Below are 16,653 nucleotides of genomic sequence, written 5' to 3' on the forward strand. Positions count from 1 at the left end.
ACAAAAGATGGCCTCCAAGCTATCCAAAGACTATCTTTGGCAAGCCTGAAGGCCATCTTTTGTTTTCTGATTAACCACCTTATACCGCAATTGCGGCATAAGGGCATTAACCCACTACTTCTTCTCTATAATGTCTCCGCCAGCCTTGATGGCCTCCATATTAAGCGGAATAAGGCCATGATGGCGCTCAGGCAGAGTCTTGTAAAGAGCTTTCTCAACACCGTTATCACTCACTACCGGACATACCTTGAGCAATCCGCCGAGCACAATCATGTTGAACACCTTTGAGTTCTTCATCTCGGCCGCCTTGTCCATGGCGTCTATACGATAAACGGTAATGTCGTCACGCGTCGGGGGATTTATCACTCCGTATCCGTCATAGATAAGTATACCGCCCTTCTTAACCTTTGGCTCAAACTTGTCAAGCGACGGCTGGTTAAGCACGATGGCAATGTCATACTTGCTAAGGATGGGCGACGATATGCGCTCGTCGCTCACGATTACCGTCACGTTGGCCGTTCCGCCACGCTGCTCGGGGCCATAAGCCGGCATCCACGTAACCTCCTTGCCTTCCATCAATCCCGAGTATGCCAGGATTTTACCCATTGAGAGCACGCCCTGGCCGCCGAAACCTGCTATTATTATCTCTGTCTTCATGATAGTTTCATTTCCAATTCTTCACTCTTAACTCTTCACTTTTCACTCCCAGTGGTGTCCTTCAAGTCGCCTTTAGGATAGAACTTGAACATGTTTTCCTGCATCCACTTGTTAGCCTTGACAGGCGAAAGTTTCCATCCGCTATTACACGTGCTCACCACCTCGACCAGGCTTGAGCCCTTGCCTGCCATTGAAGCCTCGAAGGCCTTGCGTAAAGCCTTCTTTGCCGAACGTATTGCGGCCACGGTCTCAACGCTCTGGCGCGTAACATAACATGTTCCTTCAAGCGTAGCGGCAATCTCGGTCATCTTCAACGGATAACCATGAAGACTCGCCTCGCGGCCGTAAGGACACGTAGACGTCTTCTGCCCCATTAGCGTAGTGGGCGCCATCTGTCCTCCGGTCATACCATAAATAGCGTTGTTGATGAATATGACCACTATGTTTTCCCCACGGTTGAGCGCATGTATAGTCTCGCATGTACCGATACAAGCCAAGTCGCCGTCACCCTGGTAGGTAAACACCAGGCGGTCAGGCCAGCAACGCTTGATAGCCGTAGCCACTGCGGGAGCACGCCCGTGGGCAGCCTCCTGCCAGTCGATGTCGAGATAACGGTAGGCAAATACGGCACATCCGACCGGCGACACGCCAACGGCCTTGTCCTCCATGCCCATTTCCTCAATGACTTCAGCCACCAGCTTATGGACAACTCCATGCGAACATCCCGGACAATAGTGCATCGGGACTTCGTTCATCAATTCCGGTTTCTTGTAGACCAAGTTCTCCGGAGATATTATTTCTTCGTTCATTTTATCGACTTTTTAAATTATTCCGTTAACTGGCGGAATATCCTTCAGCCTTTTCCATCTGCCAAAAGCTCCACCTCAAAGAAAACGATTAAAATTTCTCCTTCAGGGCCTTTACTATTTCGTCCGGCTCAGGAACTATTCCGCCCAAACGGCCGAAATGCTCTACAGGAACACGGCCATTAACGGCAAGACGAATATCCTCAACCATCTGGCCGGCGTTAATCTCCACGGAGAGCACGCCCTTCTTGCCTTCGGCAAGCTCCGCCACCTCGTTAGTCGGGAACGGCCACAATGTGATAGGACGCAACAGACCGACCTTCAGCCCTTCTTTGCGTGCCATCTCTATGGCTTTCTCGGATATGCGCGCGGCACTTCCAAACGCTACTATCAGATACTCAGCGTCCTCGCAATGCTTTGTCTCGTACCTTACCTCGTTCTCGCGTATCGTCTGGTACTTGGCCTGGAGGTGCAAGTTACGCTTCTCCATCTGCTCAGGTTGAAGCTCAAGTGATGTCAATATATTTGGCTGGCGGTCTTTAGAACGGCCGAACGTTGCCCAAGGACACTCTTTCTTGATTTGCTCCTCGGTACGGCGGGGTTTGTACGGCGGAAGAACAACACGCTCCATCATCTGCCCAATTACACCGTCACTCAGAAGCATAGCCGGAATACGGTATTTAAATGCGAGTTCGAAAGCCAAATCCATGAAGTCTGCCATTTCCTGGACTGACGCAGGGGCCAGTACGATTACATAATAATCACCGTTACCTCCACCACGTGTCGCCTGGAAATAGTCGCTCTGTGACGGCTGGATTGTACCCAGACCGGGACCGCCACGCTGTACGTTGACGATGACTCCGGGAATCTCTGCGCCGGCCATGTAGGCTATGCCTTCCTGCATAAGAGCCACGCCTGGGCTCGATGATGACGTGAACACACGCTTACCGGCACCCGCTCCACCATACACCATGTTGATAGAGGCAACCTCACTCTCTGCCTGAAGTACTACCATACCAGTGGTTTCCCAAGGCTTTAGCAACGATAGTGTTTCGATAATCTCACTCTGAGGGGTGATGGGATAACCGAAAAAGGCGTCGGCACCACAACGAATGGCGGCATGAGCTATCGCCTCGTTACCCTTCAATAAAGTTACTTCTTGTTCTGCCATAACTTTTAATCCTCCATACGTTTTTTATAAACAGTGATACATCCGTCGGGACATACGATGGCGCACGAGGCACAACCGATGCAATCGTCAGGACTTACGGCCTCCACATAGGGGTAGCCGTGAACGTTAACTTTCTTCGCCAAAGCGATAACCGTTTTCGGACAAGCCTCCACGCAGAGTGAACAGCCCTTACAACGGTCGGTGTTGACCACAATGGCTCCTCTCATTTTACCCATATCTTTATGTTTTTGTATTAACGAGACAGACGTACGGCAAACACCGAAGTCTGTCTCTTGAATGTTTTTCTTAGGGGTTATACATGTCTTTACAATAGTAATTTAAGATGTCGTCAAGCATCTTCTTCGCCTCAACCGCAGGGCTTTCAGGGTCAAGTTCGATAGCAGCGATATAATTATTGAGCGCTTCCTGCCAGTTGCCCTCCTTGCGGTAGCGGTTGCCAAGGCGGTAATACTCCTCGGCCGTCATTACTTGTAGTATTCTTTCTTGCCTGCGGCAAGCGTGTTTTTCATTAATGAACAAATGGTCATGGGGCCTACTCCACCCGGAACCGGAGTTATGAACGAGCACTTAGGCGCTACCTCGTCAAACTTGACATCTCCGTTAAGGCGGAACCCGCTCTTCTTCGTTGCGTCGGGAACACGTGTCGTGCCAACGTCGATAACCACCGCACCGTCTTTAACCATGTCGGCGGTGACGAAGTTTGGCTGGCCTATGGCGGCTATGATAATGTCAGCCTCACGGCATTCCTGCTTAAGGGTTGCAGAATGGCTATGGCATACCGTCACCGTAGAGTCGCCGTATTGTTTTTGCATCATAAGCTGGGCCATCGGTTTGCCTACGATGTTGCTTCGTCCGAGTATCACGCACTTTTTGCCCGAAGTCTCTATTCCGTAACGGTGCAACAGAGTCAATATGCCGAGCGGCGTAGCCGAGATAAAGCACGGCAGGCCTATAGCCATACGACCAACGTTGATTGGATGGAAACCGTCTACGTCCTTGCGGTAGTCGATAGCCATTATTATCTTCTGCTCGTCGATATGTTTTGGCAACGGCAGTTGCACTATGTAACCGTCAATATCGTCATCTTCGTTAAGTTCCTTGACTTTCGCGAGCAGCTGCTCTTCCGTAACGTCATCCTCAAAACGGATAAGTGTACTTGTAAAGCCGCATGCCTCACATGCTATTACCTTGTTCTTGACGTAAGTCTCGCTACCGCCGTCATGTCCTACGAGCACGGCCGCAAGATGCGGACGCTTACCGCCATTAGCGACGATTTGCTTAACTTCCTCGGCTATTTCTTCCTTTATCTTGGCCGCCGTGGCCTTGCCGTCTATCAATTCATAATTCATAATACACAATTCATAATTGGGGATAGGCCAGATAAGACTGATAAGCCTGATTTTCCCAATCCTTTATCGGGATTGGTCTGATAAGCCTAATAAGCCGTATAGACCATTGAATTATTCACTCTTAACTCTTAATTCTTAACTCTTCACCATTCCCTTATTTCGGCATGTTGCGCAATCCCTTCATGGCTCCCATCATCTGGCTCATCCTTGAGCCGGTAACCATTTTCATCATCTTGCGCGTCTGGTCAAACTGTTTTATCAGGCGGTTTACATCCTGCACCGTAGTGCCTGATCCTTTCGCAATGCGTTGCCGCCTGCTCGTATTGAGTATTTCGGGATTGGTGCGCTCCTTCGGCGTCATGCTCAGGATTATCGCCTCAATACCCTTGAAGGCGTTATCGTCAATGTCGACGTCCTTTATTGCCTTGCCCACTCCCGGTATCATCGAAGCCAGGTCCTTGATGTTACCCATCTTCTTGATTTGTTGTATCTGGCCGAGGAAGTCGTTGAAGTCAAACTTGTTCTTTTGTATTTTCTTTTGAAGACGCTTCGCCTCCTCCTCATCAAACTGTTCCTGCGCACGCTCCACAAGGCTGACAATATCGCCCATGCCGAGTATTCGGTCGGCCATTCGTGAAGGATGGAATACGTCTATGGCCTCCATCTTCTCGCCGGTACCGACAAATTTTATAGGCTTTGTCACTACGGTGCGTATGCTTATGGCAGCACCGCCACGGGTATCGCCGTCAAGCTTTGTCAATACCACACCGTCAAAATCGAGACGGTCATTGAATTCCTTGGCTGTATTTACGGCGTCCTGGCCTGTCATCGAGTCTACAACGAACAGTGTCTCGTCGGGATTTACGGCGTTCTTCAGCGCCTCAATCTCGTTCATCATCTCCTCGTCTACTGCAAGGCGTCCCGCGGTATCTATTATTACCACGTCGTTACCCTTGGCCTTAGCCTCCTTTATGGCGTTCTGCGCTATTCCGATTACGTTTTTGCTTTCAGGTTCAGAGTAGACTGGTATCTCTATTTGGCCGCCCACAACCTTCAACTGCTCGATAGCGGCAGGACGGTAAACGTCACACGCAACAAGCAACGGGTTCTTATGCTGTTTCTTCTTTAGCATGTTGGCCAGCTTTCCGCTGAACGTAGTCTTACCCGAACCCTGAAGTCCTGACATCAATATGATGGCCGGGCGACCCTCAAGCTTCAGCCCTACGCTCTCGCCTCCCATCAGCTCGGCAAGTTCGTCGTGCACCAGCTTAACCATCATCTGCCCTGGCTTCACGGCCGTGAGCACATTCATTCCCAGCGCTTTTTGCTTCACCTTGTCGGTAAACGTCTTGGCAACCTTATAGTTCACGTCGGCGTCAAGCAACGCGCGCCTTACGTCCTTCAACGTTTCAGCAACGTTGATCTCGGTAATTTTTCCTTCACCTTTAAGTATCTTAAAAGAGCGTTCAAGCCTTTCGCTTAGATTTTCAAACATATTTATATATTAGTATAATGAACAAAATGTAAGCAGGAAGGCCGAAAATCGACTAATAACGGCCTCTCGCCCGCCTGATTATCTTTGCAAATATAGTCATTAAATAATAAAAAAGCCAATATTGCCGCAGGTATTTAAAGTATTTTAAAACTGTTTTCCGCAAAAATGCGCACACTATATTCAAGTGTGCAGAATTTCAAATTATCAGTCATTTTACCCGTATATGCAAACGCTTTTACTTACCGTTATAAAGAATGTCATTATTTTGGATTATATTTGCATGTCCTTACGATTATACCTACGGTATCGTTACGCCAAGTAACGGCATATACATTACTAAAACAAACTTTGTAAACATATAATATGAAAGAATTATCAAGCATGGCAGGATTTCACGAAAAAACGAATGCGAAGAGGAAAACAATAATGTCACGTGAGTTTCGACAAGCCGTCAAAGCTCGACAAGACGGAAATCAAGGCTTGCATAAACCACTTACAGAAAGTCGCCGACAGCCATGCCACCCGTGTCCTGTCGTTTCCCGGATGGTGGTATTCCACGATCAGGAAACATCTTAACCGACCGATAGATTTACTTACCTGGAAACACCGAACCACCCAATTCGAGCTTTTTCTCACCCCGTCCGGACAACGGATGGTAAACGACCCTCAGCTAAAAGTCATACTGATTAAGGACAAGGACAAGTTCCATAGATAGCCTTCTACCGCCTAAGGCCAACATACCTGAAACCGCCAGTTTTGCGAAAGGCGGCCTTTTAGCCTGCGAAAGGGCGCCTTTTACAACGTAAAACGCGGCCTTTTGCAAGACAAGTCACGGCCTTTTGCAAAAGCATTGACCATGCCTGCATCATACGCCAGTACAACATCTTGACGTAACCTGGCGGCATTTGCCATTCCGCCCACAATAAATTCAACAGCAAATGTTAATTAACCTGAATTAGAAGAACATCCTTGTCCACCACGGATAAAAGCTGTATCTTTGTAATTTGATGGAAGGTACGACGCTATATATCAAGAACATGGTGTGCGACCGGTGCAAGGCAGCCGTAACGCAGGTGCTCCGCAACGCAGGGCTCACGCCTCTTTCAGTTGAGCTCGGCACAGCCTCAGTTGAGGAAAATCCCGACGTGGCGAAGCTCGACGAAATTCGCATTGCACTCGAAGAACAAGGCTTCGAACTGCTTGAAGACCGCCGCAAGCAGACCGTCGACCGCATAAAGAGCGCCATAATCAAACTCGTACACTATCGCGACAACCGCCAACAAGTCAACCTCTCGGCATTCCTCTCCAATGAACTCGGCATGGAATACAGCTCGCTGAGCAAACTCTTTTCAGAAAACACGGGGCTAACCATAGAGCGTTACTTCATCCTGCAAAGGGTTGAACGCATAAAAGAACTTATCTTCTACGGCGAAATGTCGCTCAGCGAGATAGCCCGCAAGATGAACTATTCAAGCGTTGCGTATCTCAGCACACAGTTCAAGAGCGTCACGGGCATGACGCCCTCGCAATTCAAGTCGGCCCACGACAAGCAGCTCAGGCAGCTCGACAAGATATAGCTTGGGGTTATACGGTTGTGAGGAAATGGGGTTTTAAGGGCAAATATCAATATATGGGTTGACATAAAACAACAATACAAACGTAAAAATGTATGCGTAATAAAGAATATATATATAAGTTATCAAAACATTTGTTCTGGGATATTGACGTCAACAACGCCGATATGGACGAATATCCGGCATATTTCATCCAGCGTGTGCTTGAATACGGCAACATGGACGACTGGCGTTTTATACGCGATTATTACGGGCTTGACAAAATTGTCGACGTATGTAAAAAACTAAGAACGCTTGACCCCGTTTGCCTTTCATATATCTGCGCAATATCACATACCAATAAAGAAGATTACAGATGTTATCATTTCAAACAATCGAACCCGACACTTTGGAACTCCTGAAAGCGTTGATGGCAGAACCGTCATTCAATGGAATGAGGCTTGTAGGCGGAACGTCATTGGCACTACAGTACGGACACAGGCAATCTGTAGACATTGACATGTTCGGAATATTTAGCCCTGATGCAAGCGCAATGTCCGAACGTTTGAAAAAACTTGGGCAAACCTTCGTTGTCAAAGAATCTGAACGGATTAAGATTTATACGATTAACGGTATTAAAGTTGACTTTGTTGATTACGGAAATTACCCTTGGATTGACGATGTTATTATAGAAAATGGACTGAGATTGGCTTCACCTAAAGACATCGCCGCAATGAAAATCAACGCTATTGAAGGTCGAGGAACTAAGAAAGACTTTATTGATGTGTATTTTCTTTTGCAACATTATTCCTTGAATCAACTACTTGACTTTTACGCGAAGAAATATCCCGAACATAGTATTTTCCGTGCCTTGATGAGCCTGACATACTATGAAGACGCCAATATGCAGCCTATGCCGAAAATGTTTTCAGATATTACCTGGAACAAAATCAAAGAAAAGATAACGTCGGAAGTAAAAAAATTTAAATAGGAATATCATCTATAACCATACCAAATCTTATAAATCTTTTCCATAATTCCATAACACTTTATATATAAAAACGGAGTAACTTTGCCGTCGGAACAAACTATAAGAAAATGGAAAAGAAGACTATCGCCGTAACAGGCATGGCGTGCGCCGGGTGCGCCGCCAACGTTGAGAGGCGCCTTAACCAGCTCGACGGCATTGAGTCGGCCGCCGTCAACTTCGCCGCCCGCACCGCCTTGGTGGAATACGACCCGCAGGTCATCACGCCAAAGACGATGAAAGAGGAGATTGAAAAGGTTGGTTACGGCCTCATTATAGACGAAGACGAGTCGGTAACGGCCATCGAACAAACGGAATACCGCCGTCTCTTGAAAAGGCTTATAACATCGTGGATACTGGCATTGCTCACCATGTGCATTTCGATGGGCTGGCTCAACATCGGCTCAAAGGACGTTGCCAACCAGACAATGCTCATCATCGCCCTGGTAAACCTTGTTTATTGCGGCCGCCAGTTTTATGTAAACACATGGCACCAACTGCGCCACGGAATGGCCAACATGGACACTCTGGTGGCCATGAGTACGTTTATCTCGTTCGTGTTCAGCGTGTTCAACACCTTCTGGGGCGACAGTTTCTGGGGTTCAAGAGGTATCGTTAACCACACATATTACGACGCTTCGGTCATGATTATCACGTTCGTGCTTACAGGACGTGCACTCGAGGAGAGGGCAAAAAAGAGCACTGCGTCGGCCATCCGAGCGCTAATGGGACTTGCGCCAAAGACTGCCCATCTTGTAAACGGTGACCAGACAGTCGACGTGCCGATAGCAACGCTCGAACGGGGCGACATCATCGAGATACGCCCGGGCGAGAAAGTGCCGGTAGACGGAACGGTAACTACCGGCGAGGCGTATATCGACGAAAGCATGATAACGGGCGAGCCGACACCCGCCCTGAGGCAAAACGGCGACAAGGTGTTCGCCGGAACCATCGTGAAACAAGGCTCGCTGCGCTTCCGCGCGATGGCCGTCGGAGCGGATACAATGCTCTCACAGATAATAAAGATGGTGCAAGAGGCGCAAGGAAGCAAGGCTCCCGTGCAACGTGTGGTCGACAAAATAGCCCTCGTTTTCGTGCCCGTGGTGCTCGGTCTGTCTGTTCTTACCTTTATATTATGGTACGCCATAGGGGGCAGCGGCCAGCTTCCGCACGCCATATTGTCGGCGGTGTCGGTGCTTGTGATAGCCTGTCCGTGCGCACTCGGCCTGGCTACGCCCACCGCCTTGATGGTAGGCATAGGCAAAGCGGCACAGAAGAACATCCTCATCAAGGACGCCACGGCGCTTGAGAACATACGGAAGATAGACGCGTTAGTCATCGACAAGACGGGGACGCTAACTATTCCCAACAAGGACGTTGACTTTACAAAGGCAGATTCGTTGTCGCTCGACGAGCGCGAAACGCTCAAACCTTACGCCTGCGAGGCCATGGAGGCGCTCCAGGAGGAGGGAATCGAGGTGTACATGATGAGCGGCGACAAGGACGAAGCCGCCAAATACTGGGCCGACAAGGCGGGAATAAAGCACTACCGCAGCAAGGTTATGCCGCAGGACAAGGAGGACATGGTAAGGCAACTACAAGCCGAGGGCAAGCACGTAGCCATGGTTGGCGACGGTATTAACGACACCCAGGCGCTGGCCGCGGCCGACGTGAGCATCGCGATGGGCAAAGGCACCGACATAGCGATGGACGTGGCCCAAGTAACTCTTATGGGAACGGACCTCCGACGCATACCTGACGCCATCAGGTTGTCACGTGCCACGGTGGGTATGATAAAGCAAAACCTCTTCTGGGCGTTCATCTATAACGTCATCTGCATACCTCTCGCCGCCGGCCTGCCTTACGTTTTCGGCGCCGAATGGCAGATAACGCCAATGTGGGCAAGCGCTCTCATGGCCTTTTCGAGCATTAGCGTAGTACTGAATAGCCTAAGGCTATACTTTAAATAATTAAGAATTAAGAGTGAAGAATTAAGAAAATATGCCTTGAACGCTTGTCAACAAAGGTATTTTTCTTAATTCTTCACTCTTAATTCTTAATTCCCTTATCACCGTCTTTCCGCCGAAACGGTTACTTGGATACTGAATTTCGGGTTAAAATTATATTTCACCGCCGCACCGATACGGTCGCCGGCGTTGCTCATGTCGTAAAGAGGCATGGGGATAAACTTGTTTGTCAGCGACTTCTGTCCGAACAGATAGCCCTCCCAATGCTCGTTGAACTTATATCCGAGCACGGCGTTAAGGCCTGCGTCGTGGTAAGCGTCGTGCGCCCAATACAGGTTGTTCAGGTAGCCGCCGACGGCAAGCGAGAGCTTGTTTGTCAACGGAACGGCGTACATTGCGGATATGCTGTTGGTAAAGCCGGTGCCGCTCCACGGGCCGTCGCCGAACGAGGCGAACACCGAAGCGCCAAGACTTACGTTTAGTCCCTTGTGCAATTGCCAGTCATACCACCCCATCCAACTGTACGGATACATGTTGATGTAAGTCTGGCCATAACGGTTCAGCACGGGCAGGTGCAGCGAGTCAGCCTCAGCAAGCGGCTCTCCCCGATAACCGTCGTACACATATATGTCGGTTGGAGCGTCCGTCCCGCCGATAATCCTTTGGTCTACGGGCATGCCAACAACGGCTGACGTGTCCTTCAACTCCACCCTATCGCCCACCTCCTGCGCACCTACGGCAACGCAAAAGGCGCAAAATAACACTATGGAAAACAATCGTTTCATCAATCGCAAAGTTACTTCCATACCGTGAAAAAACAAAACCGACAAACCGTTTTTTTGTTTTAATTATCCTTTCCAACCCCTGTTTTTTGATTAATTCACAACATCCTGACAATCAACGCATTACCTCCTACCCTGCAAAACACGGCCTTTTAGGCGATAAAAGGCCGTCAATCGCACGCCAAAAGACCGTCTCTTGCAACACGAAAGACGGCCTTTTGCAAAACCATAAAATATGACCTGATTTACATTGATTGCCAAACGGCAAAGTAAGTACGTACAAACGATTACGCACACAGTAATGACATGATATTTAATTCACCATAACGCATCACGATAATCACCGAAAAATAAAATCACGGCAACGCTTGGATGTTTGGAGGAAAACGCCTAACTTTGCAACAAGCACATATAAATTTGGGTTACGATACAGAAATGGATAAAGACCAACAAAACCGAATTACATATACGGTGTATTGCATCAACGCCTTTGCCGAACGCTATAGGCTCACGGCAAAGCAGGCTTTCGCTTACCTGGACAGGTTCGGCGGCATGGCTTTTCTCGAAGATTGCTACGAAGCCGAACACCAACTCTCCATAATTGACGCGGTAAACGACCTTACGCAAGTGTGCAGAAACCAAGGAGGGAAACTGTAATGATAAAATTATATCATGGATCTAACGTCAAGATTACGACTATAGACCTAAGCCTTTGTAATCCAAACAAAGACTTCGGACAAGGATTTTACCTCACCGACATACGGGAACAAGCCGAACAAATGGCAATACGAAGAACGAGAATAACAGGTGAAGGTACGCCAACAATATCGACGTTTGAATTTGACGAAACACTGCTTGGAAGCAAGGAACTTAATGTCAAGATGTTTGATAAGCCAAACAAGGAATGGGCATTATTCATATTAGCCAACCGCAACAACAAAAAGCAAAAGGTTAAAAACGATTACGACATCGTGGTAGGTCCTATAGCTGACGATGGCGTTGCGTTCCAACTTGAGCGTTACGTCAAGCACATGATTTCACTTAACGCCTTGGTTAAAGAACTCACTTATAGGCATTTGAACCGCCAATACTTCTTTGGCACGGAATCATCAATATCTAAACTGAAAGCAATAAATGACTGACCGGCAACAATTTCTTATAGATACGATAATTGAGGGGATGGCTTCATACCTCATGGAGGACAGGGGCGTATCGCTGACTGACGCCTTGAAAACAATATACAACTCAACTTTGTACGAAAAAATAACCGATACCGAAACCGGACTTTACTATCAAAGTCCAAGATATAACTATAACATACTGATAAAAGAACTGGATTTTGGCAAACCATAATCAAACATTTCAAACTAAAACCTACGACAAATGAATTTCTTTAAGGCACTATTCGGCGGCAAGGAAGAGAAGCCGGAGGACAGGAAACGGGCGGAAGAGGAGCGAGACTTCGACGTACTTAAATACGACGGCGTGCGCGCCTTGCGCTCCGGTCAGCATGACTACGCTATACAATGCTTCAACCATGCCCTCGGGATGAAGGAGGACTTGGAGATACGCGACTATATGTCGCAGGCGCTGATACGGGCAGACCGCCTACCGGAGGCTTACGAACAGCTGATGAAAATTGCCGAGGCGCAACCCGACAACCTGCAGGTGCTGATACGCATGGCCAACGTTGCGTACATGATGGAGGACTACACGGCCGTGGCCGACGCCTCGGAGAAAGCCCTGATGATAGACGACAAATGCGTGGAGGCGCTGTTCTTCTACGCCAAAGCGTGCATTGGACACGGCGACACGACCAATGCCGTGGCCATGCTGACCAAGGCAATCGGCCTGAAACCCGACTATACGGAGGCCTACCTGCTGCGCGGGGAAACGCTGCTAAGCGCCGGCGAAACGGCTGAAGCCGACGAGGACGCATGCCGACTGATGAAAGAACATCCCGAGAATGAGGACATACTTATACTGAAAGCCCGTATCGAAAGGGCTAAAGGTAATCCGTCGGAAGCAATATCGTATTACGGCAAGGCCATAGACACCAACCCCTTCAACGCCAACGCATACCGTGAGCGCGGCAAACTGAGAATCGACAACGGCGACGAAAGCGGCGGACAGGCTGACTACAGGCAAGCCAAAGAGCTGGAGGAACAGCAGAACGCGGGTAATGAGAAACAGGACATCGAGAACGAAATAAAAGATAAGTACAAATCAATAGACCCGTACGGCGTGTTCTCTTGACGATATAACATTATTATAATATGAGGAACGAAAATATGAAAGGACAAGTCAAACTTTTCATATAAAATGTTTGTTTGTTTCAATTAAAAGTTATATTTTTGCAACGAAATAACAAAAATAACGACAATGTACAACAATAACGCATCTTTCTTTTACTTTTATTTTTACTTTGCAGGGCACTGTGAAGCGGGAAGTTGCGTGTAAATTTCAACTTAAGACAAGGTAATCTTTTAGAAAGATACGATAAAGTCCCGCTTCACAATGTTGAGGCGGGACTTTTAGTTTTAACATAACAGAGAAAGAAAGGTATATGAAGAGAATAGCGATACAGGGTGCCGTCGGTTCGTTTCACGACATAGCGGCCCACCAGTATTTCAATAACGAACAGATACAGCTGATATGCTGCTCAACGTTCGAGCAGGTGTTCGAGAACATCAAGCGCGACCCTACGGTCATCGGAATGCTCGCCATAGAGAACACCATTGCCGGTTCGCTGCTGCATAACTACGAACTGCTGCGCGACTCGAGCACAACCATCGTCGGGGAGCACAAGTTGCACATAGAGCATAGTATCTGTTGCCTGCCCGAAGACTCGTGGGACACGGTGCGTGAGGTACACTCCCACCCCGTAGCACTGATGCAATGCCGCGGCTTCCTGGCCAACCATCCGGCACTGAAAGCCGTCGAGGCCGAGGATACCGCAGGCGCGGCAGAGCTTATCGCCAGGCAACAGTGCCGCGGATGGGCTGCCATCTGCAACGCCGCGGCCGCCAAGCTGTACGGCATGAAGATACTCCAGGAGTCGATAGAGGACAACAAGCACAACTTCACGAGGTTCCTCGTGGTGAGCAATCCCAACAAGGCCGACTTCTTAAGGCCGCTGGAGACAGTCAATAAGGCCAGCCTCGTGTTCTCGCTTCCTCACGAGGAGGGCAGCCTCTCGCAAGTGCTGAGCATATTATACTTCTATAAAATAAACCTCACTAAAATCCAGTCGCTGCCCATTATCGGGCACGAATGGGAGTATATGTTCTACGTTGACGTAACATTCAACAACCTTACTCGCTACCGGCAGAGCATAGACGCGATAATGCCGCTGACAAAAGAACTTAAAGTTTTAGGAGAATACAAAGATGACGGAAAGCAAACAGACATCCAATATCAAGCCTGCTGACAGACTGTCGGCGGTGAGCGAATACTACTTCAGCCGCAAACTGAAGGAAGTGGCACGGCTGAACGCCGAGGGAAAAGACATCATCAGCCTTGCGATAGGCAGCCCAGACATGCCTCCATCGAAAGCAACCATCGACAAGTTGTGCGAAGTGGCACGCCAGGACGACGCCCACGGTTATCAGCCTACAATGGGAACGCCCGAGCTAAGGCATGCAATGGCCGACTTCTATAAACGTTGGTACGGCGTGGAACTTGACCCGCTGACCGAAATTCAGCCGCTAATCGGCTCAAAGGAAGGCATACTCCACGTAACGCTTGCATTCGTAAACCCAGGCGAAAAGGTGCTCGTGCCCAACCCTGGATACCCCACATACACGTCGCTAAGCAAGATTTTGGGTGCCGAAGTGGTAAACTATAACCTGCGTGAGGACGACGGTTGGCAGCCCGACTTTGACGAACTGGAGTGTATGGACTTATCAAACGTGCGCCTGATGTGGACTAACTATCCCAACATGCCTACCGGAGCGCCGGCACGTATGGCTACATACGAACGGCTGGTAGACTTCGCCCGACGCCATTCTATCGTCATCGTGAACGATAATCCGTATTCGTTCATCCTCAACAAGAAGCCCATATCACTGCTGCAAGTGCCCGGAGCGAAGGACTGTTGCATTGAGTTTAACTCGATGAGCAAAAGCCATAACATGCCGGGATGGCGCGTGGGAATGTGCGCGTCGAACCAAACGTTCATCAGTTGGATACTCAAAATAAAGAGCAACATCGACTCGGGAACGTTCCGAGGCATACAACTCGCCGCCGCAGAGGCATACAACAACAACGCCGAATGGCACAGACAGGCTAACATCACGACGTATCGCAACCGCCGAGACACCGCCGAACAGATAATGGACGTACTCGGATGCACGTACGACAAGAGCCAGGTGGGCATGTTCCTTTGGGGCAAAATACCCGACAAATACGCCAACGCAGAAGAACTTACGGAACGTATGCTGCACGAAGCGAGGGTGTTCATCACGCCGGGATTCATCTTCGGGAGCAACGGCGAGCGATATATCCGCATTTCGTTATGCGCCAAAGACGAAAAGATAAAGGAAGCATTAAAACGCATCAGTAATATAATGAAACAATAACAATCAAAATATAACATCATGGAACTTGAACTGCAACCGCTCAACTTGCCGAGCGACAACGAACGCCTGACGGTAATAGCCGGCCCATGTTCGGCCGAATCGGAGGAACAGGTGATGTCTACCGCAATGCAACTTGCCTCGAAAGGCTGTCACATATTCCGCGCCGGAGTGTGGAAACCACGCACGAAGCCGGGAGGATTCGAGGGACACGGAGAGAAAGCCCTGCCTTGGTTGAAACAAGTAAAGGAAACAACGGGCATGCTCGTAGGTACCGAGGTGGCCACTCCCGAGCATGTAGAACTGGCCCTGAAATACGGAATTGACGTGCTTTGGATAGGCGCACGCACATCGGCTAACCCCTTTGCGGTGCAAGCTTTGGCTGATAGCCTGAAGGGGGTGGACATTCCCGTGCTTGTAAAAAATCCCGTAAACCCCGACCTCGAGCTGTGGATAGGCGCAATGGAGCGTATCAACCAGGCAGGCGTAAAACGTCTCGCGGCCATCCACCGAGGCTTTTCGAGCTACGATAAGAAGATATACCGCAACTTGCCTATGTGGCAAATACCCATCGAACTACGCCGACGCATACCGTCACTTCCTATCTTCTGCGACCCGAGCCACATCGGGGGGCGCCGCGAACTGATAGCTCCGCTATGCCAACAGGCGATGGACTTAGGCTTCGACGGCCTCATCATAGAAAGCCATTGCGACCCCGACAAGGCATGGAGCGACGCAAAGCAGCAGGTTACTCCCGACGTATTGGACTATATCCTCAGCCTGCTCGTCATCCGTGACCAGACAATGAGCACCGAAGGAATAGCCACCCTGCGCAAGCAAATCGACGAGATAGACAACCAGTTGATGGAGATAATGGCCAAGCGAATGCGTATCTGCCGCGAAATAGGCCAGTACAAGAAGGAACATAACATGACCGTGCTACAGACATCACGCTACAACGAGATACTCGACAAGCGCGGGGCGCAAGGCTCTTTGCTCGGTATGGACCCGACATTCATCAAGACCGTGTTCGAGGCTGTGCACGAAGAGTCGGTAAGACAGCAGATTGAGATTGTAAATAAATAGCTTCGTGGAAGTTAAAGAAGTTATAGAAGTTAGAAGAAGTTATAGCCGTTACCTTTTCAAGGTTAAGCAATACGGCATTCGGCTTTAACTTCTATAACTTCTTTAAATTCTATAAATTCATAAAAATATCATGCGAATTTTAGTTTTAGGAGCAGGCAAGAT

Annotated in this window: 20 protein-coding genes; 12 read left to right on the plus strand and 8 right to left on the minus strand. The window is 48.9% G+C overall.

The features are described 5' to 3' along the window. Nucleotides 1-114: 114 nt before the first annotated feature. The 7 genes from H6A34_RS04650 to ffh all read right to left on the minus strand — a co-directional run bounded on the left by H6A34_RS04650 (nucleotide 115) and on the right by ffh (nucleotide 5,499). Complete coding sequence (locus H6A34_RS04650) at nucleotides 115-657, minus strand: 2-oxoacid:acceptor oxidoreductase family protein (protein WP_205103780.1); 543 nt, start codon at nucleotides 655-657, stop codon at nucleotides 115-117. A 35-nt stretch (nucleotides 658-692) separates the two neighbouring features. Beyond that, nucleotides 693-1,466: a thiamine pyrophosphate-dependent enzyme gene (locus H6A34_RS04655; RefSeq protein WP_205103782.1), complete on the minus strand. Its 774-nt coding sequence runs from the start codon at nucleotides 1,464-1,466 to the stop codon at nucleotides 693-695. Between the two features lie 88 nt (nucleotides 1,467-1,554). After that, entirely contained in the window at nucleotides 1,555-2,634 is a 1,080-nt protein-coding gene (locus H6A34_RS04660; protein ID WP_205103784.1) for a 3-methyl-2-oxobutanoate dehydrogenase subunit VorB, read from the minus strand. A gap of 5 nt (nucleotides 2,635-2,639) precedes the next feature. After that, on the minus strand, nucleotides 2,640-2,870 hold the full coding sequence (locus H6A34_RS04665) for a 4Fe-4S binding protein (protein ID WP_205103786.1): 231 nt from the start codon (nucleotides 2,868-2,870) through the stop codon (nucleotides 2,640-2,642). A 70-nt stretch (nucleotides 2,871-2,940) separates the two neighbouring features. Further along, a complete protein-coding gene (locus H6A34_RS04670) occupies nucleotides 2,941-3,120 on the minus strand; it encodes a tetratricopeptide repeat protein (protein ID WP_021948958.1) in 180 nt (59 codons plus the stop codon). Beyond that, nucleotides 3,120-4,004: a bifunctional methylenetetrahydrofolate dehydrogenase/methenyltetrahydrofolate cyclohydrolase FolD gene (gene folD, locus H6A34_RS04675; protein WP_205103788.1), complete on the minus strand. Its 885-nt coding sequence runs from the start codon at nucleotides 4,002-4,004 to the stop codon at nucleotides 3,120-3,122. Before folD ends, H6A34_RS04670 begins: the two co-directional genes overlap by 1 nt. Nucleotides 4,005-4,158: 154 nt before the next feature. Further along, complete coding sequence (ffh, locus tag H6A34_RS04680; protein WP_205103790.1) at nucleotides 4,159-5,499, minus strand: signal recognition particle protein; 1,341 nt, start codon at nucleotides 5,497-5,499, stop codon at nucleotides 4,159-4,161. A gap of 433 nt (nucleotides 5,500-5,932) precedes the next feature. Here ffh and H6A34_RS04685 point away from each other — a divergent pair, with 433 nt between their 5' ends. From H6A34_RS04685 to H6A34_RS04705, 5 genes are all read left to right on the plus strand, one after another. Beyond that, nucleotides 5,933-6,214, plus strand: a complete 282-nt coding sequence (locus H6A34_RS04685) for a hypothetical protein (RefSeq protein ID WP_205103792.1) — start codon at nucleotides 5,933-5,935, stop codon at nucleotides 6,212-6,214. 292 nt (nucleotides 6,215-6,506) lie between these two features. After that, nucleotides 6,507-7,076, plus strand: a complete 570-nt coding sequence (locus tag H6A34_RS04690) for an AraC family transcriptional regulator (RefSeq protein WP_205103794.1) — start codon at nucleotides 6,507-6,509, stop codon at nucleotides 7,074-7,076. A gap of 92 nt (nucleotides 7,077-7,168) precedes the next feature. Then, nucleotides 7,169-7,474 (plus strand): DUF6922 domain-containing protein, encoded by a 306-nt coding sequence (locus tag H6A34_RS04695; protein ID WP_021947267.1) that lies wholly within the window; start codon nucleotides 7,169-7,171, stop codon nucleotides 7,472-7,474. Beyond that, nucleotides 7,429-8,043: a nucleotidyl transferase AbiEii/AbiGii toxin family protein gene (locus H6A34_RS04700; protein ID WP_205103795.1), complete on the plus strand. Its 615-nt coding sequence runs from the start codon at nucleotides 7,429-7,431 to the stop codon at nucleotides 8,041-8,043. The genes H6A34_RS04695 and H6A34_RS04700 overlap by 46 nt, the downstream gene beginning before the upstream one ends. 107 nt (nucleotides 8,044-8,150) lie before the next feature. Continuing rightward, nucleotides 8,151-10,049 (plus strand): heavy metal translocating P-type ATPase, encoded by a 1,899-nt coding sequence (locus H6A34_RS04705; RefSeq protein WP_205103797.1) that lies wholly within the window; start codon nucleotides 8,151-8,153, stop codon nucleotides 10,047-10,049. 98 nt (nucleotides 10,050-10,147) lie between these two features. Here the strand turns inward: H6A34_RS04705 and H6A34_RS04710 are convergent, their stop codons facing one another. Further along, nucleotides 10,148-10,831 carry a hypothetical protein gene (locus H6A34_RS04710; protein WP_205103799.1) on the minus strand — a complete coding sequence of 228 codons (684 nt, stop codon included), beginning with the start codon at nucleotides 10,829-10,831 and terminating at the stop codon, nucleotides 10,148-10,150. Between the two features lie 432 nt (nucleotides 10,832-11,263). On the opposite strand from H6A34_RS04710, the gene H6A34_RS04715 reads away from it, so the two are divergent. The 7 genes from H6A34_RS04715 to H6A34_RS04745 all read left to right on the plus strand — a co-directional run bounded on the left by H6A34_RS04715 (nucleotide 11,264) and on the right by H6A34_RS04745 (nucleotide 16,491). Then, complete coding sequence (locus H6A34_RS04715; RefSeq protein ID WP_205103800.1) at nucleotides 11,264-11,485, plus strand: DUF3791 domain-containing protein; 222 nt, start codon at nucleotides 11,264-11,266, stop codon at nucleotides 11,483-11,485. Then, entirely contained in the window at nucleotides 11,485-11,970 is a 486-nt protein-coding gene (locus H6A34_RS04720) for a DUF3990 domain-containing protein (protein WP_239480760.1), read from the plus strand. Before H6A34_RS04715 ends, H6A34_RS04720 begins: the two co-directional genes overlap by 1 nt. After that, a complete protein-coding gene (locus H6A34_RS04725) occupies nucleotides 11,963-12,181 on the plus strand; it encodes a hypothetical protein (protein WP_205103812.1) in 219 nt (72 codons plus the stop codon). Before H6A34_RS04720 ends, H6A34_RS04725 begins: the two co-directional genes overlap by 8 nt. Before the next feature lie 30 nt (nucleotides 12,182-12,211). Beyond that, nucleotides 12,212-13,084 carry a tetratricopeptide repeat protein gene (locus tag H6A34_RS04730; protein ID WP_205103802.1) on the plus strand — a complete coding sequence of 291 codons (873 nt, stop codon included), beginning with the start codon at nucleotides 12,212-12,214 and terminating at the stop codon, nucleotides 13,082-13,084. A gap of 310 nt (nucleotides 13,085-13,394) precedes the next feature. Next, the gene (locus tag H6A34_RS04735; RefSeq protein ID WP_205103804.1) at nucleotides 13,395-14,258 is read left to right on the plus strand and encodes a prephenate dehydratase; all 864 of its coding nucleotides are present in this window, start codon (nucleotides 13,395-13,397) and stop codon (nucleotides 14,256-14,258) included. Next, the gene (locus H6A34_RS04740) at nucleotides 14,218-15,408 is read left to right on the plus strand and encodes a pyridoxal phosphate-dependent aminotransferase (protein ID WP_205103806.1); all 1,191 of its coding nucleotides are present in this window, start codon (nucleotides 14,218-14,220) and stop codon (nucleotides 15,406-15,408) included. Before H6A34_RS04735 ends, H6A34_RS04740 begins: the two co-directional genes overlap by 41 nt. An 18-nt stretch (nucleotides 15,409-15,426) precedes the next feature. After that, nucleotides 15,427-16,491, plus strand: a complete 1,065-nt coding sequence (locus H6A34_RS04745; protein ID WP_205103808.1) for a bifunctional 3-deoxy-7-phosphoheptulonate synthase/chorismate mutase type II — start codon at nucleotides 15,427-15,429, stop codon at nucleotides 16,489-16,491. Nucleotides 16,492-16,653 lie beyond the last annotated feature (162 nt).

The sequence above is a fragment of the Marseilla massiliensis genome (assembly GCF_016899855.1).
Lineage (GTDB): Bacteria > Bacteroidota > Bacteroidia > Bacteroidales > Bacteroidaceae > Prevotella.